General features: G+C 30.7%; 47 protein-coding genes. 23 read left to right on the top strand and 24 right to left on the bottom strand.

Annotated features, from left to right (window positions below; all coding sequences use genetic code 11):
* Positions 1-13: 13 nt before the first annotated feature.
* Entirely contained in the window at positions 14-226 is a 213-nt protein-coding gene (locus tag CPIN18021_RS01685; protein WP_078422891.1) for a hypothetical protein, read from the bottom strand.
* Positions 227-235: 9 nt separating this feature from the next.
* A complete protein-coding gene (locus CPIN18021_RS01680; RefSeq protein WP_078424865.1) occupies positions 236-868 on the bottom strand; it encodes a DUF3560 domain-containing protein in 633 nt (210 codons plus the stop codon).
* Positions 869-1,116: 248 nt separating this feature from the next.
* Here CPIN18021_RS01680 and CPIN18021_RS08835 point away from each other — a divergent pair, with 248 nt between their 5' ends.
* The 3 genes from CPIN18021_RS08835 to CPIN18021_RS01670 all read left to right on the top strand — a co-directional run bounded on the left by CPIN18021_RS08835 (position 1,117) and on the right by CPIN18021_RS01670 (position 2,494).
* Entirely contained in the window at positions 1,117-1,425 is a 309-nt protein-coding gene (locus tag CPIN18021_RS08835) for a hypothetical protein (protein WP_141080419.1), read from the top strand.
* A gap of 579 nt (positions 1,426-2,004) precedes the next feature.
* Complete coding sequence (locus CPIN18021_RS01675; protein WP_078422890.1) at positions 2,005-2,220, top strand: ribbon-helix-helix domain-containing protein; 216 nt, start codon at positions 2,005-2,007, stop codon at positions 2,218-2,220.
* A complete protein-coding gene (locus CPIN18021_RS01670; protein ID WP_157886651.1) occupies positions 2,210-2,494 on the top strand; it encodes a type II toxin-antitoxin system RelE family toxin in 285 nt (94 codons plus the stop codon). The genes CPIN18021_RS01675 and CPIN18021_RS01670 overlap by 11 nt, the downstream gene beginning before the upstream one ends.
* 59 nt (positions 2,495-2,553) lie before the next feature.
* Here the strand turns inward: CPIN18021_RS01670 and CPIN18021_RS01665 are convergent, their stop codons facing one another.
* From CPIN18021_RS01665 to CPIN18021_RS01650, 5 genes are all read right to left on the bottom strand, one after another.
* Entirely contained in the window at positions 2,554-3,147 is a 594-nt protein-coding gene (locus tag CPIN18021_RS01665; protein ID WP_078422888.1) for an ImmA/IrrE family metallo-endopeptidase, read from the bottom strand.
* Positions 3,135-3,332 carry a hypothetical protein gene (locus CPIN18021_RS01660; RefSeq protein ID WP_078424268.1) on the bottom strand — a complete coding sequence of 66 codons (198 nt, stop codon included), beginning with the start codon at positions 3,330-3,332 and terminating at the stop codon, positions 3,135-3,137. The genes CPIN18021_RS01665 and CPIN18021_RS01660 overlap by 13 nt, the downstream gene beginning before the upstream one ends.
* A gap of 20 nt (positions 3,333-3,352) precedes the next feature.
* Positions 3,353-3,499 carry a hypothetical protein gene (locus CPIN18021_RS08830; protein ID WP_157888035.1) on the bottom strand — a complete coding sequence of 49 codons (147 nt, stop codon included), beginning with the start codon at positions 3,497-3,499 and terminating at the stop codon, positions 3,353-3,355.
* A gap of 192 nt (positions 3,500-3,691) precedes the next feature.
* Entirely contained in the window at positions 3,692-4,435 is a 744-nt protein-coding gene (locus CPIN18021_RS01655) for an XRE family transcriptional regulator (RefSeq protein ID WP_078424267.1), read from the bottom strand.
* Positions 4,436-4,550: 115 nt separating this feature from the next.
* The gene (locus CPIN18021_RS01650) at positions 4,551-5,243 is read right to left on the bottom strand and encodes a S24 family peptidase (RefSeq protein WP_078415574.1); all 693 of its coding nucleotides are present in this window, start codon (positions 5,241-5,243) and stop codon (positions 4,551-4,553) included.
* 114 nt (positions 5,244-5,357) lie between these two features.
* Here CPIN18021_RS01650 and CPIN18021_RS01645 point away from each other — a divergent pair, with 114 nt between their 5' ends.
* The 15 genes from CPIN18021_RS01645 (at position 5,358) to CPIN18021_RS01580 (ending at position 12,829) form a co-directional block, all read left to right on the top strand.
* On the top strand, positions 5,358-5,642 hold the full coding sequence (locus tag CPIN18021_RS01645) for a hypothetical protein (protein WP_069637506.1): 285 nt from the start codon (positions 5,358-5,360) through the stop codon (positions 5,640-5,642).
* Positions 5,623-5,841, top strand: coding sequence for a hypothetical protein (locus CPIN18021_RS01640; protein WP_078424266.1), 219 nt, complete (start codon positions 5,623-5,625; stop codon positions 5,839-5,841). The genes CPIN18021_RS01645 and CPIN18021_RS01640 overlap by 20 nt, the downstream gene beginning before the upstream one ends.
* Complete coding sequence (locus tag CPIN18021_RS08825; RefSeq protein WP_157888034.1) at positions 5,838-6,005, top strand: hypothetical protein; 168 nt, start codon at positions 5,838-5,840, stop codon at positions 6,003-6,005. The genes CPIN18021_RS01640 and CPIN18021_RS08825 overlap by 4 nt, the downstream gene beginning before the upstream one ends.
* Positions 6,005-6,193, top strand: a complete 189-nt coding sequence (locus tag CPIN18021_RS08820) for a hypothetical protein (RefSeq protein WP_162273639.1) — start codon at positions 6,005-6,007, stop codon at positions 6,191-6,193. Before CPIN18021_RS08825 ends, CPIN18021_RS08820 begins: the two co-directional genes overlap by 1 nt.
* A gap of 82 nt (positions 6,194-6,275) precedes the next feature.
* Positions 6,276-6,512: a hypothetical protein gene (locus tag CPIN18021_RS01630; protein ID WP_089503406.1), complete on the top strand. Its 237-nt coding sequence runs from the start codon at positions 6,276-6,278 to the stop codon at positions 6,510-6,512.
* 22 nt (positions 6,513-6,534) lie between these two features.
* Positions 6,535-7,491 carry a phage replication initiator YdaU family protein gene (locus CPIN18021_RS01625; protein ID WP_078422883.1) on the top strand — a complete coding sequence of 319 codons (957 nt, stop codon included), beginning with the start codon at positions 6,535-6,537 and terminating at the stop codon, positions 7,489-7,491.
* On the top strand, positions 7,481-8,098 hold the full coding sequence (locus tag CPIN18021_RS01620; RefSeq protein ID WP_078422882.1) for a hypothetical protein: 618 nt from the start codon (positions 7,481-7,483) through the stop codon (positions 8,096-8,098). The genes CPIN18021_RS01625 and CPIN18021_RS01620 overlap by 11 nt, the downstream gene beginning before the upstream one ends.
* 1 nt (position 8,099) lies before the next feature.
* Positions 8,100-8,294: a hypothetical protein gene (locus tag CPIN18021_RS01615; protein ID WP_078422881.1), complete on the top strand. Its 195-nt coding sequence runs from the start codon at positions 8,100-8,102 to the stop codon at positions 8,292-8,294.
* On the top strand, positions 8,288-8,698 hold the full coding sequence (locus tag CPIN18021_RS01610; RefSeq protein ID WP_078422880.1) for a hypothetical protein: 411 nt from the start codon (positions 8,288-8,290) through the stop codon (positions 8,696-8,698). Before CPIN18021_RS01615 ends, CPIN18021_RS01610 begins: the two co-directional genes overlap by 7 nt.
* 1 nt (position 8,699) lies before the next feature.
* A complete protein-coding gene (locus tag CPIN18021_RS01605; RefSeq protein WP_226995927.1) occupies positions 8,700-9,050 on the top strand; it encodes a DUF1064 domain-containing protein in 351 nt (116 codons plus the stop codon).
* 1 nt (position 9,051) lies between these two features.
* Positions 9,052-9,522: a glutamyl-tRNA amidotransferase gene (locus CPIN18021_RS01600; RefSeq protein WP_078422878.1), complete on the top strand. Its 471-nt coding sequence runs from the start codon at positions 9,052-9,054 to the stop codon at positions 9,520-9,522.
* Positions 9,512-10,816, top strand: coding sequence for a terminase large subunit domain-containing protein (locus CPIN18021_RS01595; protein WP_193431648.1), 1,305 nt, complete (start codon positions 9,512-9,514; stop codon positions 10,814-10,816). The genes CPIN18021_RS01600 and CPIN18021_RS01595 overlap by 11 nt, the downstream gene beginning before the upstream one ends.
* Positions 10,788-11,135, top strand: a complete 348-nt coding sequence (locus tag CPIN18021_RS01590) for a hypothetical protein (RefSeq protein WP_078424264.1) — start codon at positions 10,788-10,790, stop codon at positions 11,133-11,135. Before CPIN18021_RS01595 ends, CPIN18021_RS01590 begins: the two co-directional genes overlap by 29 nt.
* Positions 11,116-11,397: a hypothetical protein gene (locus CPIN18021_RS01585; RefSeq protein WP_078424263.1), complete on the top strand. Its 282-nt coding sequence runs from the start codon at positions 11,116-11,118 to the stop codon at positions 11,395-11,397. The genes CPIN18021_RS01590 and CPIN18021_RS01585 overlap by 20 nt, the downstream gene beginning before the upstream one ends.
* 1 nt (position 11,398) lies before the next feature.
* Entirely contained in the window at positions 11,399-12,829 is a 1,431-nt protein-coding gene (locus tag CPIN18021_RS01580; protein ID WP_078424262.1) for a portal protein, read from the top strand.
* Between the two features lie 38 nt (positions 12,830-12,867).
* Here the strand turns inward: CPIN18021_RS01580 and CPIN18021_RS01575 are convergent, their stop codons facing one another.
* The 17 genes from CPIN18021_RS01575 to CPIN18021_RS01490 form a co-directional block, all read right to left on the bottom strand.
* Positions 12,868-13,209, bottom strand: coding sequence for a M15 family metallopeptidase (locus tag CPIN18021_RS01575; protein WP_078422840.1), 342 nt, complete (start codon positions 13,207-13,209; stop codon positions 12,868-12,870).
* A gap of 2 nt (positions 13,210-13,211) precedes the next feature.
* Entirely contained in the window at positions 13,212-13,442 is a 231-nt protein-coding gene (locus CPIN18021_RS01570) for a hypothetical protein (RefSeq protein ID WP_069637346.1), read from the bottom strand.
* A gap of 11 nt (positions 13,443-13,453) precedes the next feature.
* Positions 13,454-13,792 (bottom strand): hypothetical protein, encoded by a 339-nt coding sequence (locus CPIN18021_RS01565; protein WP_069637347.1) that lies wholly within the window; start codon positions 13,790-13,792, stop codon positions 13,454-13,456.
* A gap of 21 nt (positions 13,793-13,813) precedes the next feature.
* Entirely contained in the window at positions 13,814-14,167 is a 354-nt protein-coding gene (locus CPIN18021_RS01560; RefSeq protein WP_078422841.1) for a hypothetical protein, read from the bottom strand.
* Between the two features lie 737 nt (positions 14,168-14,904).
* Entirely contained in the window at positions 14,905-15,261 is a 357-nt protein-coding gene (locus CPIN18021_RS01555; RefSeq protein ID WP_078422842.1) for a hypothetical protein, read from the bottom strand.
* 15 nt (positions 15,262-15,276) lie between these two features.
* Positions 15,277-16,005, bottom strand: coding sequence for a hypothetical protein (locus tag CPIN18021_RS01550; protein ID WP_078422843.1), 729 nt, complete (start codon positions 16,003-16,005; stop codon positions 15,277-15,279).
* A 2-nt stretch (positions 16,006-16,007) separates the two neighbouring features.
* Positions 16,008-16,169: a hypothetical protein gene (locus CPIN18021_RS08815; protein WP_157886646.1), complete on the bottom strand. Its 162-nt coding sequence runs from the start codon at positions 16,167-16,169 to the stop codon at positions 16,008-16,010.
* Complete coding sequence (locus CPIN18021_RS01545; protein WP_078424261.1) at positions 16,166-16,927, bottom strand: hypothetical protein; 762 nt, start codon at positions 16,925-16,927, stop codon at positions 16,166-16,168. The genes CPIN18021_RS08815 and CPIN18021_RS01545 overlap by 4 nt, the downstream gene beginning before the upstream one ends.
* Positions 16,914-17,111, bottom strand: coding sequence for a hypothetical protein (locus CPIN18021_RS01540; protein WP_078424260.1), 198 nt, complete (start codon positions 17,109-17,111; stop codon positions 16,914-16,916). The genes CPIN18021_RS01545 and CPIN18021_RS01540 overlap by 14 nt, the downstream gene beginning before the upstream one ends.
* A complete protein-coding gene (locus CPIN18021_RS01535) occupies positions 17,095-18,231 on the bottom strand; it encodes a hypothetical protein (protein WP_078424259.1) in 1,137 nt (378 codons plus the stop codon). Before CPIN18021_RS01535 ends, CPIN18021_RS01540 begins: the two co-directional genes overlap by 17 nt.
* Positions 18,232-18,289: 58 nt before the next feature.
* Positions 18,290-18,955: a hypothetical protein gene (locus CPIN18021_RS01530; RefSeq protein WP_078424258.1), complete on the bottom strand. Its 666-nt coding sequence runs from the start codon at positions 18,953-18,955 to the stop codon at positions 18,290-18,292.
* Positions 18,952-19,278 (bottom strand): hypothetical protein, encoded by a 327-nt coding sequence (locus CPIN18021_RS01525; protein WP_078422847.1) that lies wholly within the window; start codon positions 19,276-19,278, stop codon positions 18,952-18,954. The genes CPIN18021_RS01530 and CPIN18021_RS01525 overlap by 4 nt, the downstream gene beginning before the upstream one ends.
* Before the next feature lie 379 nt (positions 19,279-19,657).
* Positions 19,658-19,960, bottom strand: a complete 303-nt coding sequence (locus CPIN18021_RS01515) for a hypothetical protein (protein WP_078422849.1) — start codon at positions 19,958-19,960, stop codon at positions 19,658-19,660.
* Positions 19,950-21,398 (bottom strand): hypothetical protein, encoded by a 1,449-nt coding sequence (locus CPIN18021_RS01510; protein ID WP_078424257.1) that lies wholly within the window; start codon positions 21,396-21,398, stop codon positions 19,950-19,952. Before CPIN18021_RS01510 ends, CPIN18021_RS01515 begins: the two co-directional genes overlap by 11 nt.
* Entirely contained in the window at positions 21,395-21,613 is a 219-nt protein-coding gene (locus CPIN18021_RS01505; protein WP_078424256.1) for a hypothetical protein, read from the bottom strand. The genes CPIN18021_RS01510 and CPIN18021_RS01505 overlap by 4 nt, the downstream gene beginning before the upstream one ends.
* Positions 21,614-21,718: 105 nt before the next feature.
* Positions 21,719-22,159, bottom strand: coding sequence for a hypothetical protein (locus tag CPIN18021_RS01500; protein WP_078424255.1), 441 nt, complete (start codon positions 22,157-22,159; stop codon positions 21,719-21,721).
* Positions 22,160-22,331: 172 nt separating this feature from the next.
* Positions 22,332-23,297: a transposase gene (locus tag CPIN18021_RS01490; protein ID WP_078422854.1), complete on the bottom strand. Its 966-nt coding sequence runs from the start codon at positions 23,295-23,297 to the stop codon at positions 22,332-22,334.
* Between the two features lie 277 nt (positions 23,298-23,574).
* Between CPIN18021_RS01490 and CPIN18021_RS01485 the strand changes: the two genes are divergently transcribed.
* The 5 genes from CPIN18021_RS01485 to CPIN18021_RS01470 are packed head-to-tail and all read left to right on the top strand — an operon-like array spanning position 23,575 to position 26,249.
* Positions 23,575-23,757: a hypothetical protein gene (locus CPIN18021_RS01485; RefSeq protein ID WP_157888032.1), complete on the top strand. Its 183-nt coding sequence runs from the start codon at positions 23,575-23,577 to the stop codon at positions 23,755-23,757.
* Positions 23,741-23,881, top strand: a complete 141-nt coding sequence (locus tag CPIN18021_RS08810; protein ID WP_157886650.1) for a hypothetical protein — start codon at positions 23,741-23,743, stop codon at positions 23,879-23,881. The genes CPIN18021_RS01485 and CPIN18021_RS08810 overlap by 17 nt, the downstream gene beginning before the upstream one ends.
* Entirely contained in the window at positions 23,868-24,542 is a 675-nt protein-coding gene (locus CPIN18021_RS01480) for a hypothetical protein (RefSeq protein WP_078422875.1), read from the top strand. Before CPIN18021_RS08810 ends, CPIN18021_RS01480 begins: the two co-directional genes overlap by 14 nt.
* Positions 24,542-24,877: a hypothetical protein gene (locus tag CPIN18021_RS01475; protein ID WP_078422874.1), complete on the top strand. Its 336-nt coding sequence runs from the start codon at positions 24,542-24,544 to the stop codon at positions 24,875-24,877. Before CPIN18021_RS01480 ends, CPIN18021_RS01475 begins: the two co-directional genes overlap by 1 nt.
* Positions 24,864-26,249: a hypothetical protein gene (locus CPIN18021_RS01470; protein ID WP_078424253.1), complete on the top strand. Its 1,386-nt coding sequence runs from the start codon at positions 24,864-24,866 to the stop codon at positions 26,247-26,249. Before CPIN18021_RS01475 ends, CPIN18021_RS01470 begins: the two co-directional genes overlap by 14 nt.

Genomic DNA, 26,249 nt, shown 5'->3' with positions numbered 1-26,249 from the left:
ATCTTTTTACCTTTTAAAAAAATGCTCTTGCTTGAGCTTTTATCTCATCTTGTAAATCTTTGTATTTGATATACTCTTCGTAGTTTGATACCAAATGCTCTATTTCTGCATTTGCATTAGCAAAGATATCATCTAGCTTTGAGCTAAACTCATCAAATAATAAGTCTGTTCTTGCTTGTATTTGTTCGTGTGTTAATAAATCTTTTTCATAGCTTTCTAATAACATTTTAAATCCTTATCCCCATAAAATAGTAGCTACTTGCACTTTTTTATCTAGGTCTTTAACTCTTTTGTTAGCATAAGTTAGTGTGTAGCTGTGTTCTTTTTCGTATTTGCCGGTTTTTAGCCCTTGATGATACTCTTTTGCTTTTTCCAGCTCATCTAAAAAATACTCTAAACAATAAGGCATAGCCAAAGTTATCTCTGTCGCCTTTTCTTCCCAATATCTGCTTTTATCTTCGTAATCTTTTGCTTTTTCATGTTCTTCCCAGCTTTTTCTCATCGCGTTATCACTTCTTTTAAGTAAGGCTCTATGTCCTGCTTCCTTGCTACTTCCTACGATAATAGGCTGACCCATAGGCACATTTTCAAGCATTTTTGTTGCATTTATGGCACTTTGCTTTGATATGTCTTTTAGGTTTGCTTCGCTTTTTCTGTATCTGTTTGCTTTTTTCTGTGCGTAGCTTTCGCTGTCTGTTCTTACAATCGAATAATAAAATTTTCCATTTTTATTTGCTATCAGGTTATAAACTTCGTGCTTTGATGTCTTGCCGTAGTTGCTTGTTAGCTCTATTATCTCGCCCTTTTGATGTTCGCTATCACATTCAGCGATAAATACGTTAGGGCAATATTTTTTAAACTTATTCATTGTTAAATCCTTTCTAGGTACAAAAATCTTATATTTTTGATAACTGCACCCTTTTTTTGAAATAAGCTCAAAATCTTTTTTATAGTTTTCATAATCACTCCTTTTTTTACACATATACAAACCCTTACAACTCCAATTTTTTTTGATTTAATTAATAAGGAGTTTTTATGTCTGCATGGCTTTTATGTTGAATTTCTTTGAAGTCATAAGGGCTTGTATATGTGTACAAAATCTGTTATACTTTCTAAATGGAATGGATAAATTATCTTAAAACACTTAATGCTTATGAATTAGTAATCTTTATCGCTGGGTTTTGTTGTGGTTGGCTTGTTGCTTTTAAATATTTTCGTTTTAAAGATAAGAAAATCTTTATAACTCAAAGCACCGGAAGCTGTGCTATACCTGTTAAAATCAACGGTCAAGTGATGGACTATACAACAAATGTCGTTATCACTTATGAAAATAACAAACCTGTTCGTGTGGGCTGTCCTAACTTTAATAAAGGCAAGTGCGAACTAGCTAAAACCGATTGCGAAGCTTTAAATAAACAAGTCTAATCGTATCAACTATAAAGACCAAAAACCAAGCAAAAAGCACAAGCTCACAGCCTGTAATAATGCCAAACTCAAAACCTCTAATAAATGCTTCTATCATCTAATATCCTTTAAAACAAAAAAATACACACTAAGCAAGTTGCTAAACCGCCGCCGAAAATCAATTTCAATTTAAGAAAGGTTCGATAACTCTAATTTCTAAAAAGTACTATAAGATGTCAATTGTTGAAAGCTCATTGCCTAATGTGCATATTTTTGTTTTAAAAAGTGTGGATTTTACTACCCCCGAACACACTACTATCGGGGCTTGAACCGAGTATATAATTATCGCCTACATACTGACGCTACCCGTAGCTTTAGCTAAACCCTAGCTAGGAGTGGGGCTCCTTTGTTTTGTTGGTGTAATTGTACATAAATATTTTACATTTGTCAAGATATTTTTACAAAAAAGTAAAAAAAATATGTACATTAATTATTTCATTTACTTTTATATGGAATTTAAAAGAATGTTTATATAATGTTTTGGATATTGACAATTATATATATAAAAGTATATAATCACAAATAAAAAAAGGATACTTTATGCGTGATAATGTAATGCTGTCTTTGCCAAGTGGCTTAAACGAAGAACTTGCAAGCATATCAAAAGAGCTAGGCGAGAGTAAAAGTGCTTTAGTTAGACAAGCACTAGATTATTACTTTGATATACTTGACTTAAAACTAGCCGAGCAAAGAGCAAAAGACAAACAAAAAGGGCATAGCTTAGATGAGCTTATAAAGTTAAATGATGAGCTATAAAATAGAGTTTGATAAAAGAGCTGAAAAAGAACTTTTTAACCTTGAAAAAAGCACAAGAACATTTATATTAAAGGCATTAAAAGAATTTGAGCTAAATTTTAATCACGAATACGAAAAAGAGCTTATAAAAACAAGCAAAATAAAACACCTAAAAGGCGAATTAAAAGGGCTTTTTAGGTTACGCCTTAGAAGTTTTAGGGTTATCTATGAAAAGATAGATGATAAGCTAATAATATACGTGTTAAAAGTTACAGATAGAAAAGATGCTTATTAACGTTTTATTGCTACAATACTAACTCATTCAACAGATAAGCTCCGTAGGGCTCTGCCACTTTAATACCCGCTCATTATTTTTTGTTTACTATCATCATTGTAATCATAGTCTTGAGGTATAGTTTTTAGTTGTTTAAGCCTTATAATCATGGCATCTTTTGAAACGTTAAATTCTCCAACAAGTGCATCTATAATATTTCTTCTGTTTAGCTCTTCGCCTTTTGTTTCTTCAAATAGTCTATCTGTAAAATCCATCATGTATTTTAACGGCATGATTAGATTTGCAGCAAATCTATTAGCTAATGTTTCTTGTGGGTTTCTTACTCCATTTCTGTAAAGAGTAGAATAATCATCTCTTATAGGATTTTGGAATTTTTCAATATTTGGCAAAACATGATAAACCAAGTGTCCTAGCTCGTGAGCTAGTGTAAATATTTGTCTTTTTTCTGGTTTGATTGGATTTATCCAAATTTCAGGTATATTATTATTTAAATAAATCATGCCATCGCTTGCAAGCTCATCAAAATTTAAATCATTTTTTACTGTTATTCCCATTAATTCAGCAATTTTAAAAGGGTCAAACGGCGGGGTAGTTAAATCTAATTTTTGCAAAATTTCTTCTGATGAAACATTTGCCCATTTTAAAATTTCCATCGTTCGCTCTCCTTTTTGGATTTTGGTGTTTCTATGTTTGATAAACCTTGCTCTTTATCTAAGTCTAATTGGTCTCTTATAGCCAAGTCTATCATAGCTTTAAACTCTGTTTTAAACTCATCGTTCTTTAAAATAGATTGTATTAGCTCGTTTCTTACTTGTTTATCTTTATTTATTTTGTCCAATACTTCAGATATTGCTTTTTTTATATCATTATTTTTATCTCTGTTGAAATATAAGGCAGATAAAAAGTCACTATGGCTATAAAAATCCCACCCCACACTAAAAAAGTATTTGCTATTGATATTGTAGTGTTAGCATGTTGTATAGCTACTTGTGCTAAGTCATTCAATGCTTTGCCTTGTACTTTTTTTATCAATTAAAAAACAAAAAACTAGACAAAAAGTGTCTAATTTTAAACATTTTCTTTTATTTTTCCTTGTAGCTCTATATTATAATGCAAAATTGTTTAAAAAAAAATGAAATTTACTTCACCTTGTTTTATTTTGCTTTATCTTGTTTCAACTAGCTTTATTTAACTCTTTTATTTTATTCCACTATCTGAAAATGTTAAGCCTTTTGAAATTTCAAACTTGATTTTTCCACAAACCTTACCTAAAATTTCGCATTCATAGCCATCTTTATGTGGATACATATCGCCGTATTTTGAGTTTAGGGAGATTAGTTTAACGGCATTTTCTGGTAAAAACTCAACACGCTTAATATAAATTACATCGCCAACTCGGACAATATATATACCTGCTATCTTGATAAAATCATAGCGATGATTTACCATATCCACAATGGCTAGGTCGCCCTCATCATACTCAGGAAACATACTATCTCCTACGACTTCGAATAATTTTAGATTGGCAGGGTTTAGACCTTTTATGAATTTCTTGTCAACTGCTATCCTTGTCTCGCTCTCAAATAAGCTCAAATCAAAAGTGCCCTCAGCACCTGCACCGATAACCATTTCGGATTTTGGTAAAAATACTGTGTTTTTTATCTGTGCTTGGTTTGGGATTAGGTCAGCATACTTTGCAAAATTGTTTTTTAATTCTTGTTTTACAATTTGTCTGTTAATTTCTAGCTCATCATCAAAAAAGAAAGTCATAGCAACACCACAAGCATCGGCAATAAGTTTTAGTGTTGCAACAGGTGGAATAGCTACATCTGTTTCGTATTGTGTTATAGAAGCACGATTTATACCTAACAATTTTGATAATTGTAGTTGTGTTAAATTGGCTTGTTTTCTTGCTTTTTTAATTTTGTTACTTAATGACATTCTCTATCCTTTATAAAAAAGTTAATTTTACTTAACAAAATGATAATTCATATTAACAAAATTAAGTCTTTTACTGATTTGATTGATATTTCTTGTTTTATTATCTTTCCTTTTTTTAAATTCTTTTGCTATTTATAGAATAGCAACCAACAACACGACCTATTATTTGCACTTCTAAAGCTTCATCAACTAAAATAGGCTCATAGTCTTTGTTATCACTTAATAGTGCTAATTTTGGTCGTTTTTTAATTCTTTTTACAAATAGTTCATTGTCATATTTACAAATATAAATAGCACCTTCAACGATGTCGGCACCATCAACACAAAATGCTATCAAATCGCTTTCTTTTATGGTTGGCTCCATTGAGTTACCAAAGCAAGGTATAATGCCTATTTTGGCATTTGGAGAAACATTAAACATAATCTTTAAATCCTCAGGATTAAAAGGTAATAACTCATAATCGCCCATATCATCATTTTCATTACCAAAACCAGCTGAGACAACACCATTTTTAAAAAATGGGACATTTACTGTGTTGTCATTTGTTATTGTTTTTATTGGTTTTTTGTGCTTTCCATTCTTTTTTTCTTTTAGTGTTTTTATCAATGTTTCATCTAATAATACATCTGCGGATACATTAAAAAAACTTGCAATTTCTTTAATATACTTGATAGGGTAATAACCAACTTTTTTATTATTGTTATCTTGTTGTCTTGTTAGACCTATGTATTTATAAAAATCAACATTTGTTTTGTTTATTATTTCTAATGCTTCTTCAACAATAGAGTACTTAATTCCATCAGCCATTTTTTAACTCCTTAAAACATTTTGCTATTTTATCTAATATTACGTACATAAATCTTTTACTATAAGTACATTTTAATATTGACAAAGGTAAAAAAATTATGTACAATATCACCCATGAATGAGACAAAATTTATAGAACACATACTAAAAGTAAATTCTGTTAGCAAAGCAGAATATGCAAGAAATGTAGGAGCAACCAGACAACAAGTAGCTAATTGGTTTAATGTTGGCAGTGTCCCTAAAAAACATTTGTTGCAAACAAGTGCTTTTTTAACAAAAATTACCAAAAGTAAAATAACTATTGAGCAAATACTAGCCCCTAATTTTGATAATAATAGCGAAAGATTTGGGGCGATTAAAACATTACGAAAGCAACACAATGACAACACAAAAGTATGACATATCAAAAACCTTTAAGCTTTCAAACCAAAATATTTATAACATTTTGGAAATTCAAAAAAAGAAAGGCTTTAAGAACGATAGCGAGGTTATAAGGTTTTGTTTGGATTTTGTAAAAGTTTTAATTGATAAAGAGCTTGAAACTCAAACAATAGCAAAGATACTAGAAGATATGACAACAGAGAAAGGTAAAAGATGAGACCAGAAAGCGTAGAGTTAAAAGAACGCAGGAAAAAGAGAATGAAGAGTGCTAAAAAGATTATCAAAATACTTCACGAATGGGACTATCAGCACGACCGAGATAGGATTATAGAGATAGTTGAGGCGTATTTCTTTAAGCCTCAGCCGCCTACTTGTTCGTAATGATTTTTTCTTTAAGGGTGTTAAAGATGTTTGCTATATCTTCAACAACCTTAACTCCTTCGTGGAGAGTTACGGGTGATGAGAAATTACCATCTTGTCCGTTGTTTTTAGTATTTTCTATATACAAAGCTTTGTTTTGTATAGCGAGTTTAGTTAGTTCTAGTAATAGTTCGTTGTCTGTCATATAAGTCCTTTGTGTAAATTTCCTATGCTTGGTCGCTAGGTAATTTTACAGAGGATTTATCTGAAAGTCAATAAGGAGCTTAATTAATGATAGCAGATACTTCAAGAAGAGCTTACAGAGCTATTAGACCGTTTTTAAGCGGTAAAAGAAAAGCAGTTTATGAGCTTTTTACACAACACGAAAACGGAGCTACAAGACAAGAGATAGCCAGATGGTACAAGCTTAAAGAGTGCAGTGTTTGTGGTCGTGTAAATGAGCTATTAGCTCCAGAGTTTGCGGAAACAAAAAAGACAAATATACAAACAAAGATACTCAAATTTTAAAAGTTGTTGAAAGGGTTTAAAGATGAAAGATGTATTAAGGGAGTTAAATCAAAGACCGATAGCTTATTATCCTATTTATGGGGAGATTACAGGCTCTACAACTGCAGGAATATTGTTGTCTCAGCTTATGTATTGGTTTGCAAAACAAGATAAATTCTTTAAAACTGATAGCGATATAATAGCCGAAACAAGGCTAACAGTAAATGAGCTAAGAAGTGCAAAGAAAGCATTAAAAGATGTTGGCTTTGTAAAAATTAGCAGAGAGGGAGTACCTGCTAGAACTTTTTACGAAATTGACTGGGAATTGTATGAAAAAACTTTTCAAGATAGAACTAAAAAGGCACAAACAAGTTCAGTTAATTCAACAAAACAAGATGAGTTAAATCAACAAAACAAGATGAGTGAAATTAACGATAACAGATTAGTGAAATTCACTAAACAAGACGAGTTAAATTCACAAATCCCTTACTATAATGCAGAGATTACTACAGAGATTACAACAGAGACTACTACAGAGAAAGAAAAAAATAAAAAAGAAAAATCTCAAAAACTTGAAATTGATTTACCTGCTTTTTTAAATCCTGAAGTTTGGAGTGATTTTTTAGCTTACAGAAAAGAGAGAAAAGAAAAAATTACTCTTACAGGCATAAAAAGAAAATTCTCACAATGGCAAAAATGGCACGATGAAGGAATTGATGTTAACCAGTGCATAATCGAAACAATGGCAAATGACTGGCAAGGAGTGTTTAAACCAAAAGCACAACAAAACAATCAAGGCTATAAACAACAAAACAATCAAGTTGAAGTTTATAACGATGTTGAGGTTAGCTCTTATGAGCCACCTAAATACGCAACACCACAGGAGGAGTTTCAAGCGTTTTTGGACTCAAGCAACCCGTTTAGTAAACCGGGTTTTGCTGATGAAATGCTGGAATACGCTATGAAAAATAATAGGGAGGGATTTTTTAATGGATTTTAGAGAGCAAAAAATTTGCGAACTTTTTGGAGATAGCAAAGGATTTTTACCAAAAGCAAGATTGGAGAAGTACGCACTAAGGCTACAACAAATACCGACAGATAAACTTGTAGAGTTTTCAATCTTTGCTGATAGCTTTAGAGAAAATTATCAAAACACGGATATGCTTTTAAACAAAGCATTAAACGAGTGGGGTAAACTCCTATTAGCTAAAGCACAAGCAAAAGGGCTTAGATACTTTCAAAGCGTTGATGGTTTAGCTGAGTTTTGCAAGAAAACCTATAAAGAGCAATTGCTTTGCAACTGCGGTAAAGGCAGTGGTTTTAAAGATTTTGTGATTATAAGCGTTGATAGTGATGGTAATTTACGAAATAACTTTGTCGTGCTTGATAATGGCACTTTCCAAAGGCTGACAAGTGATGAAACAGCACAAATTTTTAATTGGCTATTTGAAAATCAACACAAGATAGGGAATGTTGAATATATCAATCCTAGCTATGAAGAAGAAACACCAGCAATAGAACACAAACAAGAGCTTATCCCACAAAATAAACAAGTTGCGAGTATGGTTAAGCAATTAAGCAATAAATTAGCATTAAAAAGGGCTTAGCGTGAGAAGAATTATCAAGTTTGTGAGCTTAGAGAAAGAGCCAAACGGCTTTAAAGTTAGATTGTTTGATGAAAACAAAAAACTTGTCCGTGAAGTTGATCAACTATTAGCATTTTACAAACTGCAAGAATTAAACAAGATAATTGACAAAGAGCAAAAAAAGTTAAATGAAGGTGGAGAAAAAAGCTTATGGTAAGAGCATTTGCTACATTTGAAGAGATGATTAAAGAACTTGAAAGGTTTGAGAAAATGGTGCAACAAGAACAATTAAAAGATTTAAACAATTCAACAAGACCAGTAAATCCTGATGCTGTTTACAAGAGAATAAATACAAAATTATGTGACGTTTGGGAGAGAGATAAACAGTTAGGGTTGGCTGATATTTCAGAACAAATAGACACAATACTTGACAATTGCATAATGCCAATCAAGAAAAAAGGGAAAATGATGAGTGAGTTTGAGAAAGTCATAGATGAAGCAAGGGATAGGATTGAAATTTTAAAAGAAACTATTTCAAAAATGTCAAACATCAAATGTAACAACACTAAAGGCTATGAATTTTTACTATCACAAATAAATCAAATCGTGCAAGGAGCTTGAATTGGTTAGCAAATATCACAACACAAAATCAAAAGGCTATGATAGCAAGAAAGAAGCTAAAAGAGCTAATGAGCTAAGGCTCTTACAGAGTGCTAAGCAAATAAGCGAGCTTAAAGAACAAGTGCCTTTTGTATTGCAAGAGAGTTTTAAAGTGCCAAGTGATAAAACTAAAAGCGGATTTGAGCGCATAAGGGATATTAAATACATTGCTGATTTTACTTACAAAAAAGGAGATGTGATGTTTATAGAAGATGTCAAAGGTTTTAAGACTACTGAATATAAATTAAAAGCAAAAATGCTTAAAAAATTAATTGCTGATAAAAAAATCAATGCGGTTTTTATAGAGAGCTGAAATGAAAAAAATTACACAAGATTTAAAAGACAAAATTGTAGCTGAATATAAAACTGGTGCATCTAAAAATCAACTATCAATAAAATATGATGTTAGTGTTGGCTTTGTTTATAATCTTTGCAAAGATGTAGAACAAAATTTAAAAGAACTTGTGAAAACTGAAGTCGCGATAAAAACAGAGCTAGCAAAGCTAAATGAAAAAGAAGTGAAAGCTTTTCACGAAGTGGTGGAAGAAAGAACCAAACATTTAATCTATTTTCAAAATATCGCCTTAGCAAATCAAAAAAAAGCAAATGAGCTTTTGGAGATGGCAGACACGATACAAGATGTAGAAGCACACAGCAGAATAACAGCAAGAAATAAAGAAACGGTGCTTGGTAAAGAAGCAAATACGATAATAAACAACACAAACGCACAACAGAACAATAACAAAATAACTATTGAGCGTAAGGGATTGGTTGATGATGAGTGATGCAACTATAAGTTTAAAATATGCACCTTGGCAAAGGGAAGTATTTTTTAAAAACAAATCAAAATTTACCACAATTGAAAAAGGTCGCCGTGTAGGCTACACAAAAGGGATAGCAAATGCTAGTATTGAGTGGTTACTTGAAGGTAAGAAAATCCTTTGGGTAGATACTATCACATCAAACTTACAGCGTTATTTTGAGCGTTATTTTTTACCTGAATTAAAACAACTACCTAGCGATTTTTGGAAATTCTACTCACAAGATAAACGCTTAGTCTTTAATAACGAGGCTTTTTTAGATATGCGAAGTGCTGAAAGACCTGAAAATATAGAGGGCTTTGGCTATGACATCATTATACTAAACGAGGCAGGAATTATCTTAAAAAATAGCTATCTTTGGGATAACGCAATAAGACCTATGTTGCTTGATTATCCTAATTCAAGGGCTTTTATAGGTGGTGTTCCAAAAGGCAAGAATAAGTTTTATGATTTAGCAATAAAAGGCATGAGAAACGAAAAGGATTGGGTTAATTATCAAGTTTCTAGCTTTGATAACCCAATGCTTAGAGAAAATGAAATCAACGAACTTATCGAGGAACTAGGCGGCGCTGATAGTGATGTTGTCAAACAAGAGATATATGGCGAATTTTTAGACACTACAAGCAACGCAATGTTTAGCGTTTCAATGATTGAAAATGCGTTTAACAAAGAGCTAACTTTTAACCCCGATGATATGAATGTGTGGGGTCTTGATGTCGCACGTGAGGGCGATGATGAGAGTGTTTTATGCAAAAGGCAAGGTTACAATATAACGGAGTTTCAGTCATACAGGATTAATTCAGTTACACAACTTGCAAGAGAGATATTAAGGGAATACAACCTCGCCCAAATTAAACCAAAATGGATATACATAGACACTATAGGCGTCGGTGCTGGTGTCTTTGATATGCTTTGTGATTTGGGCTTAAGGGGTGTTTGTGTAGAAGCAAAGGCAAGTTTTAAAGCAACAAATCAAAAGAGATATTTTAACAAACGCGCTGAAATGTATTTTAATTTAAAAGAGAAGTTTCATTTACTAGCAATAACTCACAGCGAAAAACTAAAAAAACAATTGCAGATGATTGAGTTTGCTTATGATAAGCAAGATAGATATTTGATAATTCCAAAAACAGAGATAAAAAAAGATTATGGGGTGAGTCCTGATTATGCTGATAGTTTAGCTTTATGCTTTTACGATGGCATAAATTATAACAAAATAGAGCAAGAATATGAATTTTATAGTGAAAACGCGTGGTAAAAAAGAGAATAGTCCAAAAATTGGGTTGAATTTGGACTGGAAATTTGAATATATTCGGCAAAACATAAGCTTGGGCGTTATAAGGGACGCAGTTAAGCTAAACGATGAAGACCTTAGCCTTGTTATCGCTAGTATGATTTGCGAAATAACTAGCGGTATTAAATATATTCCAAAGAAAAAGGCAAAGGTTGAGTTAGTTAAGAGACTAATTAAAAAAGGTGTTTGCAAGGACAAAGTTATGCAAATGACTGGGGTTAGCAAATCAACATATTTTAACATAAAGAAAAAGGAGCAAGAAAATGGCAAAGAAAGAGATTAAAGAAGAGTTACAAGAAGTTAAACAAATACCCGAATATGAGTATATAAGGGGCGATGAGCTTAGCAAGAAAAAGGCTGATATTATGCTTGAATATATAAGCAAGGGTGTGTATTGGAGAGATGTTATAGGCTCAGCTCAGCTTATCGCTAAAATACCTTTAACAGGTGGTATGGATGATGATAGTTTAAAGGCTATAAATGCATTAAAAGATGATGAGTTTATAACCGATTTCGTGCAAGATGTAACACCTTTGGTAAAGTGATATGGGAAAAGATGTAGTTTATTTGCAAGAGTTGTTATCAAATGCGAAGGACGGCTTTGAAAAGTATAAGCCTAGCTTTGATAAATTAAATAGTGCTTACTTGCTTAATCTAGAACAAGAGCAGATAACATCACTTGCAAAAAGGAACAAATCACGCATTTATATACCAAAGATAAACGCAAAGGCTAAGCGTATAAGTGATAGTTTAAGCGAAACGTATTTTAACAATGATACTTTTGCGAAACTTCAAACTTATATCAATTCTAAGCAAGAAGTTATAGACAAATGGCAAGAGGCTTTGGATATTTACACCGATATGCTAAAGCTTTATAACACATTTGCACCAATCTTTCAAAAAATACCGTTCTTAGGAACAAGCGTGGCTAAGGTATATTGGTCTGGTGATATGCCTATTATTGAAGAGATAGAATTAGATGAGATATACTTTGACCCAAATGCTAAAAGCCCAAGAGATGTGCGTTATATAGTCAATAAACTAATCTTAACGGCTGATGATTTGTTAGCACTTGCAAAAAGAAAGATATTTAAAAAAGAACAAGTGTTATTAAGCCTTGATGATATTGAATTTAAGCCTTATGAGCGTTTTGAAGTATATGATATTTACGAACAAATCAATGGGGAATGGGAAGTTTCAACCTTATTTAACGAAACACTTTTAAGAGAAGGCATTAAGCTAAAAGATGGACAACCCTTTATCTTTGGGTATATGACACCACAGGTTAGAGATTTTAACGAGCAAGACTTTGTTTGTGTGTATGGTGAGCCACCTCTTGCTAGTATTTTACCTTTACAAGACGAGATAAACATTACAAGAAACTCAATTATAGATGGTATCAATATGGCATTAAAGCCAAAGATAGTAGTTAACACAAGTGCAAATGTTACAAGGGAGCAAATAGAAACGATAGGCTTGCCAATATTTACAAATGAGCCAACAGCCTTACAAGTGCTACCTGCGCCTAATCTAAATGTGGCACAACTAGCAGTAAGTTTAATAGACCAAGAAATGAGCGAAGCAAGTGGTGTAAGCCCTCAACAAAATGGAGCAAGTACATACAGAAAAGAAACTGCAACGATGGCTAGCATTATGGCGAATGAAGGTAGCGTTAGGATACAAGGTTATATTAGAACTTTTAACGAAACATTTTTTGAGCCTATATTTGAAAGACTTGCAAAATTGGTTTGGAAATATGGCAACGCTGATTTCTTTGCGGGATATAGCAGAGATGAAATACCATCTTTTGCAGTTAGTTTAAATACGGGAATTGGTGCTTTAAATAAAGAAGTGCAAAAACAGGGGCTAATGGAAGCAATGGGAGCCATTGGTAATCAACTTGGCGTTTGTTTGCAACTTCAAGATATGGAAGGTGCAATGCAACTTAAAAAAGCAAATGGGAAGATTTTAAGATAAATGTCAAGAGTATTTAAATTGTAGTTTTTTATTTTAGCTTATTTTGCTCTTCTTTCAAAATGTACACAGTCTATAAAACTGTTATAATTACCACCCCATTTGTTTATGTTGTTTAAGCTCTCCCAATAATCCCCTATTGGTTGTAATTGCTCTTTGGTTTTTAACCATGTATCGTTTTTGAATATAAATAAATCAATAGCTAATTTTTTTGTATGATAGCTATTTTTTGTTTTAGTTAGTTTTCTTTGATAGTAAATTTCTTGTTGTTCTTGTGTTCTAAATAGTTCACCACATCTTACATTATAGTTATTATTATGTAAATATGTAAGTAATTTATTTAAATCTTTAGTGAAATCTTCTTGTTCTTTTCCTAACGGCATAGTTAAACCTTTTTATTATTATCTTTACACATCTCAATAATGAAATCTATTTTTTCTTTTAATAGCTGTATATCTGCTTTTATCTGATAAGTGTCAGTATAAGATGTTTCTATCTTATCAAGTCTATAAGAAAAACTTGATAATTTTTGAGATATAAACCAATTGAGACCAGATAAGAAAAGAGCTAGTGCAGTTAGCACTAACTCTAAATATTCATTTGTTAAAGATTGCATATTAATGTTTATTAACCTTTAACATATTTAGCCGAAATTATATAAATTTCATCAAACTTAACACCGTTGAAAGTTTTTTCTAAAAGAGCAGTTTTAATATCAACTTCTGTTTTGTTAGCATTTGCATAAAAACTAAATGTTGTTTTAAAACCTGCCTCACTCTTACCAGTAACAACATATTCTATAACTTGGGCTTCGGTATCATTACCTTGCTCACTTTTTCTTTCAAATATTGCATATTCACCCTCAAGAGCAACATCAGCAAAAGCTTTTGCAGTTTCAGCACTAGCAGGCAAAGCCATACCAAAAGTTTTACTAGCTATCTTGTTTCTTATTAATGTTTTAGCCATTTTTTTATCCTTTTATCTTAATTATTTTGCTAGAGAGTCGAAACGTAATTTAACTTCATCACATTTAACATCGCTAGTAAAAGATGAATCAAATTTACCTTTAACAGAAGCATTAAGCTCGTTAAAGTAAAAAGTTTCTTTAACGTGCGGTATTCTAACTATTGAAGAAATTCTACCAGTAGGACTATCTTTAGAAACGATAAATTCTTTACGATTTAATGTAGTGGGAAGTTCATTTAATACAGCTCCACCAGTAGCAGTTTGCTCATATTTTTCAATTTTTCCAGCAAGAAGTGGTAACAGAGAATCCTCATCACTATTATCACTAAAAGACAATGTCTTAGGATTTAAACCTTGGATGTATTGTTTTAGCATGTGTTTCCTTTTTTTTCTTGTTTTATTTGTGTCATATAGACTTAAAATATTTGTTAAAAAACGTTTTTAAAACAATTCAAATTATAAAGATAAATATAAAAAGTTGAAGCAACACATGATTATTAAACGTTATAAAGGGGCGTTTAAAAGTTTTTAAGCAACTTTTAAAAATGTAAAATTATGAAATTAACACAGATGGATATGTTTTTATTACAAAATTTTAGTTGATTAAAAAAAAAGACAAACAAACAGATATAAGAAATATTTTATCATTCTTGGCATAAATTGGAGTTTATTATTTTATTTTTGAAAGCTTGTAAAGACCAAGCACCTAGCGGTGTGCTTCGCAGTCTTGACAAGCAAAAATAAAATAATATTGGGTATTTATGCAAGAATGAAAAATATTATTTATTAGGAAATAAATAAAAAAATATAAGGGTTAAGTTAAAAAGCTGTATAAAGATATCAAACAAGCTATAGAATCAAAGAAAAACAAAACAAGTAAGCAAAATAATATAAAAATAAAAAATACAAGAGTTTGGGGAGTATTTTTATAAAGAATTTAATAAGATGTGATTATAGTTTTTCAAGAAGATAGAAAATGGCAAAAAGAGAGTAAGAAAAAGTAAGAGAATGAGAAAAAAAAGGATCAAGCCAGCAGGTCGCAGAGCGACCGCAAGGCTTAAATAGACAAGGCTCAAAATTAAAGCGGTTAGATTATAAGAAAGGTTAAAAATTTAGTGCATAAACAAAGAACAAGCCACAGATTTAATTGCTTGTTCTCCTACACTAAGATGTGTAATTATTGCATTTGTTAATTCTTGCTCATTCTTAGTTGTTTTAACATTATGTATTAAAACTTGTTTAGAAGCATTATTGCTATTTTTTGCAAATGCTTTAAATTGTTTGTGATAATTAAAGTCATCGTTTGGCGGTGTCGTTTCTTCATCTTCATACTCTACACGATATATATACTTAACTTTAGCGGTTGATACTTCTTGTAAAAATTGTAATAAAGATGTAGAGCTTTTAGCTTCGTATGTTGAAGTTATAACACGATTTCCTTGTTGCTGGGTTACTTTATATACGGGCATTGATTAACTCCTTTTTTATTTTATTATTGGTAGTGCTATAGATAATTCAATACTGGAAATGTGAGAAAAAGAGTAAGGACTAATTTCAGTAAATTCTTTACCTATATGAATACCTGTAAAATCTTCATAAAAATTATTTGATTTTTTAGCAAAATCAAGCGAAGAAATAAAATCAGCATAAAGAGATTTAAGATTATTAAAACAACTTGAAAAAGAATTATAATTATAGTGCTTTGTTTTTACTGTATCGCCGCCAAACAAATCAAAACCGTTAAAAGAATGTTTTTTTGTAAAAATAAAAGAAAATTCATCGGGGGTATAGTTGTTTATATCAAAAGATTTTTTATCATAATAATTTAATATAGCCAAGTAAATTTCGTTAATTGAAGATACACTTAAATTAGGATCAGGAATACGAATAGGCTTTTCGCTGTAATCATCAGCATAAAAAAAAGTTTCAGGAGCATTTTTAAAAAACCCAGTCAAAAATAAAGGTGCTTCATAGTCATATCCGGGTAAATGATTTTCAGGAAAAGAAATATCTTTACGAAAAAAGAAATTAGGAAGATTGTGATTAATTTGAAATTCTAGAGGAAATATTGGAAATACGTGAATACCAAACAAATTTGCTAAATCACCATCATAATAAGTTGAACTTGCATGAAGTTCAATTATAAGTTGAAAAACAGAAAGATAAAATTCCCTTTTTTCTTTTTTACAACAACAAACTAAAGGAGCAATCATGTTTAATTACCTTGACTTTTTGTAGAATCGCCAGTTTCACCAGTAAGTGCAAGTAAAAGTTTTTGGATATTGGAATTTAATATTTCAATATTTTTACTAATTGTACTTAACAATAAAATTTCTTTTTCAACAGCTTCTTTACATTCTTGTTCACTCATACTCATTTTTTACCCTTATTATGAAAATACCCCAAACCATTTAACATAGTTGTAAATTGTTCAGCTAGACCTGTAATATCGCCGTTGCTGTCTGTTACAAACATAAAAGAAGCAACTTTGTTAATATTTTCTATGTTTATCTCAGAAGAGCCAGTAATTTTACGTAAAATTTCTTTGTCTTGACTTGTAAATTTAGATGTAAATAGTTTAAATAATAATGTTTGATTTATGCTATCAACTTTAGCTTTAGCATAATTCATCTGATGATTTTTAGTGTTTAGAATATGCTCCCGTTGTTGCATTGCAACACTGCCAGCTTGAAAAACATTACTTGAAGATTGATGAGCATTAAAAGCAGAATTAGCACTCGTTGCAATAACTTGTCCATAAGATATATTATTAGCATCCGAATCGCCAAAAATTTTACTAAACATGCCAAGCTTACGACCTTTGGAAAATTTTTTAAAAAGATTTTTAGCACCGGCACGAACAGGCGTAAGAGTAGCAATAAGCAAAGAGCCAGCAATACCAACAATTTTATGGATAATAGCTTCTTGTTTTTGGATATAAGTCATTAAAGCAGCCGAAAACATTATACTAATACCACTATTAATAGCGTCGTTTAAAATTCCATCAGGCATACCACTATTTTTAAGTCTTGTTAGAACTTCGTTATAAGCAACCGAATATGTTAAATCTTCAAACATTTCATCAACACCAAGACCAATAATGCGAGCTGTGTTACTTTGCTTAGTTTCTGACATTATTTATAACCTTTTGCTCATCCAAATATTCACGGGAAACATCTCCAACAAGTTTGAAAGAGCTTATAAAATAGTAAGCAATACCAATAATAACAAGAATAACGATAATATCAATCAATATATTACTATCATCGTTGTTATTGACATCATTATTTTTTAAATCATTTTTATTTATTTGTTTCATTTAAATAATCCTTTGTAACTTCGCCGACAAGTTTAAATTTAAATAATTGAGATATATCCGGTAAAGCAGGATATAAAGCATTTATATCATTTTCATCAAGTTCAAAATTGTTTTCATCTGTTGCAGTTCTTGCTCTAGTTGCTTCGTATGTAAGCGACATCTCTCTTGGAGTAGCTTTAGCGATGGTGTTACCATCGAGGTCTTTAACTGTTGCTGGTGTTTTCATGTATTCGGCTTGTTCTTTGTGTATTTCAAAGGTTCCAGATAAAGCTTCCTTAATAGCTGTCTGATTTGCAACGTAATCAGCTGGTAAAGTTACAGCCATTGATTCAGGGAAAGCTATAGATAAGTCTTTTGGCATTGTCATTTTTATGCTAGGTTTTATTTTAGCTATATTATTTAAAGCTTTGGTAACTTCTGTTAAATCTACAGATTTACTAGGATTTTCAAGAGACTTTTTATATAAATTTGCTATTAAATCCAAACTTTTTTCAAGTGATTTTGAGTTAAGCTCAGGTTTTGGTTTAAAATTTGGTAAAGGTGTAGATATAGTTTGTGTAAAACCACCTTTTTTGCTTGCTTGTTGTGTAGGCACTGCAATATTAAGAGATTTTGTTGCTTGTAAAGCTACAAAAGAATTTAATGCTGAAGCAATTTCCGCAAGTATAGCATTTTGTGAATTAATAGCACTGATAAGATTTGTTGAATTACCAGCATTAATATTAGAGCTACCACTAGCAAACGAAGCAGAAGAAGATAAATTGTTCTTAGGAGTTTGCGGAGCTGATGGTGCGGGAATAGTATAATCCTTATCATGAATTGACCTGAGCTTGTTAATATAATCTTCAGGCTTTGGTATTGAAGGAGCTTCTGAAAGATTAAAATCAGTTGTTGAGGAACTTGAACGAGAATAATTATTTATACGCTCAACAATATTACGAGCAATTGAAAAACCTAAAGGATTTATATAATCACCAGTGTTTTGTGGAGAACTTAAATCAGTATCTTTTAAAGTTTTTGTTAAAGCATAAGAACCAGCACCAGCACTAGCAATATCAAAAGCAGATATAGCACCGGTTCGGAGAAGATTAGCAATAATACCAACAACAGGAAGAGGCATTTTTTTTTATCCTTTCTTTTTTTTATAGATTATAACATTTTGTATAAAAAATATAAAATCATTCAAAATAATCAGCCCAAGAATAAAGAGAATAATATTCTTCATCATAAGATTTAAATTCTTCAAAACTCAAAAAATCTTTCTTATCGGCAAGAACTTTTAAGAAATGGTCTTTTTTAAATGGCAAACCAAAAGAAGAATAAATATTAAAAAAGAACCAATAAGGAAATAATTCACCAGTTTTATATTCAGTAATTAGCGAAGCAGGACAAGCAACAGAAAGATTATAAAGTTTACCAAAACAATCTAATAAAGAAGTTTCTGGAACATAACATAATATTTCTGTATTATTGTCAATGTATAGCATAAAAGAAGATGCTATACAAAACCAAAAATCAAAACCTTTTAATTTTACCGGAGTCAGCAAAGGCAAAGATAAGCCAGAAGAAGAAATCGCAGGGACACGAGAAGGAAAACCCTCAGAATCAAAAAAAGTTGATTCAATAAAGTCCTTATTGTCTTTTAAATCAACTGCGGTAATAAGAGAAGTCTTAACAAATATTATTCGATATTTCGTGTTAAGCATAGATATATTTTCATAAGTATTATTATCAATATATAATGAAATCTCTCCAATTTTTTTATAGATATTTCCATTAAAAAGATAATAACCATCCGCAGGCTCTTCAAAAAATTGATTCAGATTTGTAACAGATTGTATCATGAAATAACCTTGTAAAATTTATCTAAAGAGCTATCTATACTTTTAATGTTTTCAGAAAGTTCTTTTAAGTGTTCAATGTCTATCTTTTCGCCTTTCTCAACTTGTTTAATCATTTCATCAAGTTTAAAAGCTGTAGCAGATAAACCTGCGATGTTTTCTGCTTCTGTGTCATCAAGTTCTGATATTTTAGAAAATACCTTACTAACAGCAGTAACTGGCGCAGTAATTTGTGGAAAAAATACGCTTGTAATTGTTGAAAGTCCATCGAAAACACCTTTTGCCTTATCGCTAAATTTTGCGATATCTTCTTTATTTATTTGCATAAATAACTCCTTTGTATTTTGTTAAATTTTCATCATAATTAAAAACATAATCTCTTAAATTGAAAGAAAAAATAAAATCATTTTTAAGATTAATTATAAAATTTTGTAAAAATGATGATTGAATTTTTGCTTTTTTAAAAATAAAAAAATGAAAGACAAGATAACTATCATCTAAAATAAAATAATGTGTAAAAGTTATATAATTACTAAAATCATTTTTTACATAGCTTTCATTAAAATAAAAATCAATAATTAAAAAATGTCTATTAATTTCTTCAATTTTAAAAGAAATATTTTTTTTATATGGATAATAATCTTTTAAAAATTTAATTAAAAAACTAGAAATACTATTAATTTTTATCAAAATAAAAAAACCTTTCTAAAATAATGTAAATTGTTTAACTATAAATAGATAATCGCCCCTAATTTTAAAGGTATAATTTTTAATACTTAAAAACTTACGAATAGGAGCAATAACAAAATCTTTTGCTAATTTTTCTTGTAATTCACGATAACGTTTTAAACTCCCTACAAAGCTATTATATTTAATAAATCCATGTTGCTTTGCAAAAGATTTTATAACACTATAATGCCTTAAATCAATACAAATATATTTATTTTCTTTATTTTCTTCAATTAGATAACCAACTAATGCTATGTATAAATTATTGTTAATATTCATAAATGTATCCATCATTTTTTAAAACCGTTAAAGATTTTTCAATATCTTTTTTATAATCATCATTTCTAATATCCTGTAAAGCTTGTAATAAGTCATCAAGTGAGCGATAAAGTGATGGATATAATGGATTTATAACATCTAATTTTTCACCTTTAATAATTTGCTCGTTTTTATTAAAGCTACCGCACATTTTAGATAAACCGTATTCATGAAGTGATATTTTTTGCATAGCAAGGTCTTTTTTAACTTCATTGATTACATAGGTGAAATTATCATCAAATGAACCTAAATTACTATAAACTGAAGATATAAAAGATTTAAAAGCTATCTTTACTTTTTTAATATCTCTTGTATTAATAAACTTATGAAGATATAAAGCTTCGTTGTTTTCTTCATCAAATTTATTAATCATATCCCAAAAATTCAAGCGGTTTGTGTCAGCTTCACAACGAAAATATATAAGTCGCTTGCTATCTGATTTAATGTTGCTTTCTGTTAATCTCTTAACTTCATCATCTGTTAAATCATACCACTTACAAATTTTTAAACCATAAGCCCAAAATTTCCCTAAATTATCAAATAAAAAAGAAATTTCATCAGTTACATTATCGCCCATAAGTTTTTTAACAAAGGGGCGACCAAGTTCAATTTCATGGCGATAAACATTGCTTTTAGAGTTTATATCATATCCGTAAAGCTCCCACTTAGTAAATATTAAATTACTTATACGTTTTTTAATGACCTGATTAACTTTGTCATATATTCTAAACATACATGGAGATTTGCCAAATGCGATACCTTCAAATCTGTTATATTGCATAAAATTGTTAATTGTCATTTGTTCTAAGTTTATAAGATTTGTTTCTGTTTCATCATCTTTTATAAGTGTGCTATCATGCTTATAGGTTGAATGAGTGTAATTTGTTGTTCTTTTTAAACTTCTAAATTTTAAAAAATCCTGCGGTGTGTATTTTATACCAGCAACATCGGTACAAATATCAACCCTTGAGATTTCAACATCAAATTTATCTTTGAATATATCATTTAAAAATGCTTTTACACGGTTATAACATTCTTTATGACCGTATTTAAGTAAAAATATACTTCTAAATTGTATTTTTAAATGATACATTTGTTTATTTTTAAAGCTTGTATCACCTACTAAGCAAAATATATCATCGTTTTCAAAGAAACCGAAATAATTACCTAAGCCTTTAGATGACACTTTAAAATTACCGTATGATGAGCCTAAATCATCAAGGATATATTTTTCACCGTAAGTATTTATTAATTGGGCTTGATTTTTTAAATCGTAAATTTTTGATATAAACTCAGAATACTCATTTTTGTAGTATTCTTCATCATTGCAACGAATACCTAAAACTAAAGTATCAATACCTTGGTGAACAATGTTAAAATTTAGGCTATCAAAAATCATTTTGTTTTACTTTCTATGATAGAGTGTTTTAAGTGATATAAAAAATGCTCTTTTTGCTCATCATTTAAGAGAAAGATTAAATTATTAACAAAAACAGAACTATCTATTTCATTTATAACATTTGCTATATCTTTGGCTATAGACATTGTATGTTTATTATTATTGGCTAAAGATGATATGTTTTCAATATCTGAATTAAAAATTGTTGTTTTCATTTTTTTGTCCTTTCTTTTTTTATCTAAAGGGGCTTGTAACGGTGTGAGGTACTGATAGTCTAGGCACTTACTTTTGTTTAAAGCCCTATAAAATCAGGGCTTGCGCTACTTTTTTAAACCTTCAAGTTTTAACATTGCCGTTACAAACAACTCGCTAGCTGGGGTAAATTTTTCAAATACCACGGTCGGGGTTGTGTTATATGCGTCTTTGTATAATACGTATTTTATAGAGCCAGAAGCGATGTATACTTCATCAAGTTTTAAATTTAAATATTGTTCTTGTGTTATTCTTGTTGAGTGTTCGCCACCACTATTTAAAGATACATAGCTTAAACGATAAGTGTTATCCCATTTTTGCGGCTCTCCAAACTCATCTGTTAAGATGTTACCATCTTTATCTATTTTTTCCTTACCTTCTTGAAGTTTTAAACCTGTTACTTTAATCTTTTGTTCGAATAAGTCGTTATTCTGATTTAAAGCATTCCATATATTTTTTATCTCTTGCTCTTTTTCTGTGTTCAATAAAGCTTCTGTAGCTTTTGCCATTGTGTCATCCTTTTATAAACTGTTTAAATGTTTGTTTAATTTGTTTTCTAACAAATAACCATTTTTAATTGTTTTACTTAAATTATCTTTTGATATGTCTGTAGTGTTTAATATATCTTGTCTTGTAATACTCCTTTTGTTATTAAAGTTATTAAGCACAGATTTTAAAATTTTAAACTGTGTTAAATTTATAGGTATTTGTTTCATTTTTAAAATAACTTTTTAAAAATCGGACTATCGCACACATTACTGCAACAATAGCAACTTTTTTATTTTTTCCACTATCTATTAACCTGTTATATCTTGTTTTAAATTTATCGTTAAATCTGATACAAGATAAAGCAGACATAAATAAAGCTTTTCTTATTGTGCTGCTTCCAATTTTATTTATTTTTTTAGTTTTTTTAACACTTGTACCCGATTCATAAATTCTAGGCGATAAGCCAATAAAAGAGATAAATTCTTTTGCATTTTTAAATCTGTTAAAATGTAGCTGTGGGAATAGTTTTAAAGCTAAATCTTTACCTATTCCTTTGCTATCTTTTATAATTTGCTCGGTTTGTGGTATGTATTGCTTTAGTAGTTCAAAAGCTATATTGTTAAGTTTTTCTTTTATACTATCTATATGTTTTATTAAATCTTTAACTATTATTTCTATGTCTTTATCATAAGTTAAAGATTGTGATTTTTTTAGATTTTTTAATTGAGTTGTTATCTTTGATAAAAGCTCGCTTGTAGTGTTATAGCTTTTAATTAATATATATTCTTTATTATATTTAGATGGGTTTATATAGGACTTAAACATTTTACAATATAAAGCAAGTCCATAGCTATCTGTTAAATCTGATTTTATATGGGTTAGGTGTTTTAAAAAGTGTGATGTTTTGTTTGGGTTAAGTACTGAGTATTTTATTTTTAATTCGCTTAATGCTTCTTGCAATGCTATATGATAATTGTTTGTATATTCTAATACTACAAGTATATCATCACTGATAAATGAATTAAAATAAGCTTTTAATACTTCTTTATTGTTTGGTAATTTTTCATATTTAGGTTTTATATTATCGTTGTTTGTTAAAAAACATAAATCCAAAGTATTTTTGGATACATCAACTCCACAAAAATAACATTTTTTCATGTGTGAATCCTTTTTTGAATGTAAAATTTAATTTAGTTCTTGTTACTTTTCTTGTATTCAGTAGAGTTTTAATTAAACTTACTAAGATTTTAATCAGTAACAAAAACGATGATAATCGCTAAAATCTTCCCAACAGTGTCAAAGCACTTGAATTATTAACAGCGAGTTATCATCATTTTACATTGTTTAAACAATTTATAAAAGTATGATTTGAGAATGTAGAACTTTTATAAATGTTGTAGGGGAATCATACAAGATTATCAGAATGCTTTTACCGTTGTATGGTGTTAAGAATACTGATGAATTTCTAGGAAAGGAAGAGAGCTTACAAGATGTTATTAACAAGGGAGCAGGAACTAGCGATATTGGAGCAGGAGCTATTAGCGAACAAGGAAATCTCCCAATATTACAACCCCCTGACACGGGCGATATTGGAGCAACTGATGAGTTTGCTATATGAAGCACAAGCAACTTTTAACAACTCATCAAATGATGATAGGACAAGAATTTTAGCAATAGAAAAGCAAAAACACATTTTAAATTTAATACAAACAATTAAGGAGTATAAAGATGACAGAGAATGAGGCATTAGCAAGTTTAGTAAATGAATTAGTGGGCGATAGCGAAGTTCAAGAGACACAAGAGCAAGGGCAAGAGGCACAAGAGCAAGGGCAAGAAAGTAAAGAAGAAACAAAGCAAGAGGCACAAGAGCAAAAAGGGCTAAATCCTGATGATATTAAGAACGCTTTAGCACAAGCTTTAAACGAGCAAGAGGCACAAGAACAACAAGCACAAGAACAATCACAGCAACAAGCAGAGCCAACACCAGCTGAACTTGAAAGAGAAACGTTGTTAAAAGAGTTGGGATTGTCTGATTACAACCAGAAAATGCAAGAGTTACAAGCGTTTAAAGCACAACAAGAGCAGATGATGGAACAAGCCCGAAAACAAGAGCTATTTAACCAAAATATCAATATGTTTGAAAAAGAGTTTCCTACAATTAAGCCGGAAGATTTAGGAAAGTTTGCTGAAGAAAACGGAGTAATTGACCTACTTGGTGAAGACTACAAGGGTTGGAAAATAGTAGCAAAAGCAATGCTAAATACAGCTACTCCAAAAGAAACACCAGATGATATTATAGGCACAAACGGAGCAACAGCAAAGAGTGATACATTTGAGCGAATTAAAAGGGGAGAAAGTGTTTCAAATGTTGATATAGGCGAAGAGTTGTTAAGGGGGCTATGATGGGCTTTTTTGAGTTTTTAGGAAATGCAGGAAAAACTATAGGCGATAATTTTGGAAGTGTAAAAGAGTGGCTAAGCGGTAGTGGAAAAGATGGAACTAGCAACTTTTTAACAGCACTTGGAACAGCTGGAAACATTTACGATAGTTACTCAAAATATAAAGCAAATAGGGCGAATAATAAGCTTATGAAAGAGCAATGGGACTATAATAAAATGTTAGCTAATAGGTCTCTAAATAAAGAAAATACAGCACAAAATAACTTAGCAAACGCGTGGAACACTAGCCTTTTAGCAAGGAAAGATGACGAGGAGAGGAAACCTTATGGCATTTTATAACCCTAAAGTGGTGGATTTCAATCCATCACGAATGAGGATAGAAGCAACAGGTGATATAGGTGGTGGTTTATGGGATATTTATAAGCATAATGTTGCAAAAAATCAAACACAAATGAAGCTTGATGAGGATAAAAGGCATAATGTAGCAAGTGAGGATTTAAGCAACAAAACATTACAAGAAACAATCACCGATAACGCGTTTGACCGTGATTTTAAACAAAATAAGTTTAATGTAGAAAACGACCATTGGAATAAAGATTATGCTTTAAAACAAGATGAATTTGCAAACACAAAAGACTACAGAGATAAAAGCCTATGGACTAGGTGGAATGAGTTTAAAGCAAATAAAGATATTGCTTATGCGAAAATGTTTGCAGACCAGCAAGAAAAACAAGAGAAAATCAATACTGAAAATATACTCGCCAATTCACAAGCAGATTGGTTAAATAAAGAGGTCCCAGATGTTGCTAAAACTCTTGGAATATCACAAGAGGGGCTTAGCAAGACTAGGGAGCGATTAAAACAGCAAGGGTATACAGATGACCAAATAAACGGAGCAGTTAATACCCTTGTAAAAACACAAATAGCCTCATTAGGGACAGGGTTTAACACAAATCCATACGAATACATAAGAAAAATAAAAGAAAGCAACGCACAAGCACAACAAGATGAGGCTAATTTTTCAGCAGTTAAAAGCTATGTTTTAGGAAACAAAAGAGCAAGAAACGCATTGTCAGCAAAATATGGAGCGCCTATTGAGAATTTAGACCCGCAAACTTTAGATAACTATATAAGGCTTGAAAGCACAGGCAAAGGGGGATTATTTAATAGAAATAATATTATAGCAAGTTCTAAGAATGCAAAAGCTATGGCGACAAATCTAACAGCCTTAAAAGAGTTAGGCACAATCGTCGGAATGATAGAAAAAGGAGCTAGTAATCATACCGGTTTTTTTGGAGCAAACAAGCCTATAAACGCGATAAAACAATTCTTAAATAGTGATGATATTGAGGCTACTGCTTTAAAAAATAAGTTAAATGCACTATATACAAGATTTGCAAAAGGAGCGAGAAGTGATAAGGTAGCTGAGGCAATGGACAGAATTTTACCAAAGTTTGGTGACCCATCTACAAATAACTTCTTATCATCTTTAGCAGTCTTAAGCGGTGAGCTTAATTCTGAATTACAATCAATGGCTAAAACCCTACCAAATGGCACTTATAGCGATGATTTTCAAGCAGAACTAGATAATATACCAGCAATTTTAACTAGGATAAAGGATTTAACAGGGATAGACCCCGTAACTATGGAAAATACAAAAAGCGAACATAAAAAAACAAAATCCCAAATAAAAAACATAAAAAGGTATTAA

This window comes from Campylobacter pinnipediorum subsp. caledonicus (genome assembly GCF_002022005.1).
GTDB lineage: Bacteria > Campylobacterota > Campylobacteria > Campylobacterales > Campylobacteraceae > Campylobacter_A > Campylobacter_A caledonicus.
Note: the sequence above shows the minus strand (reverse complement) of the source record. Positions and strands in the feature narration are given on the sequence as shown.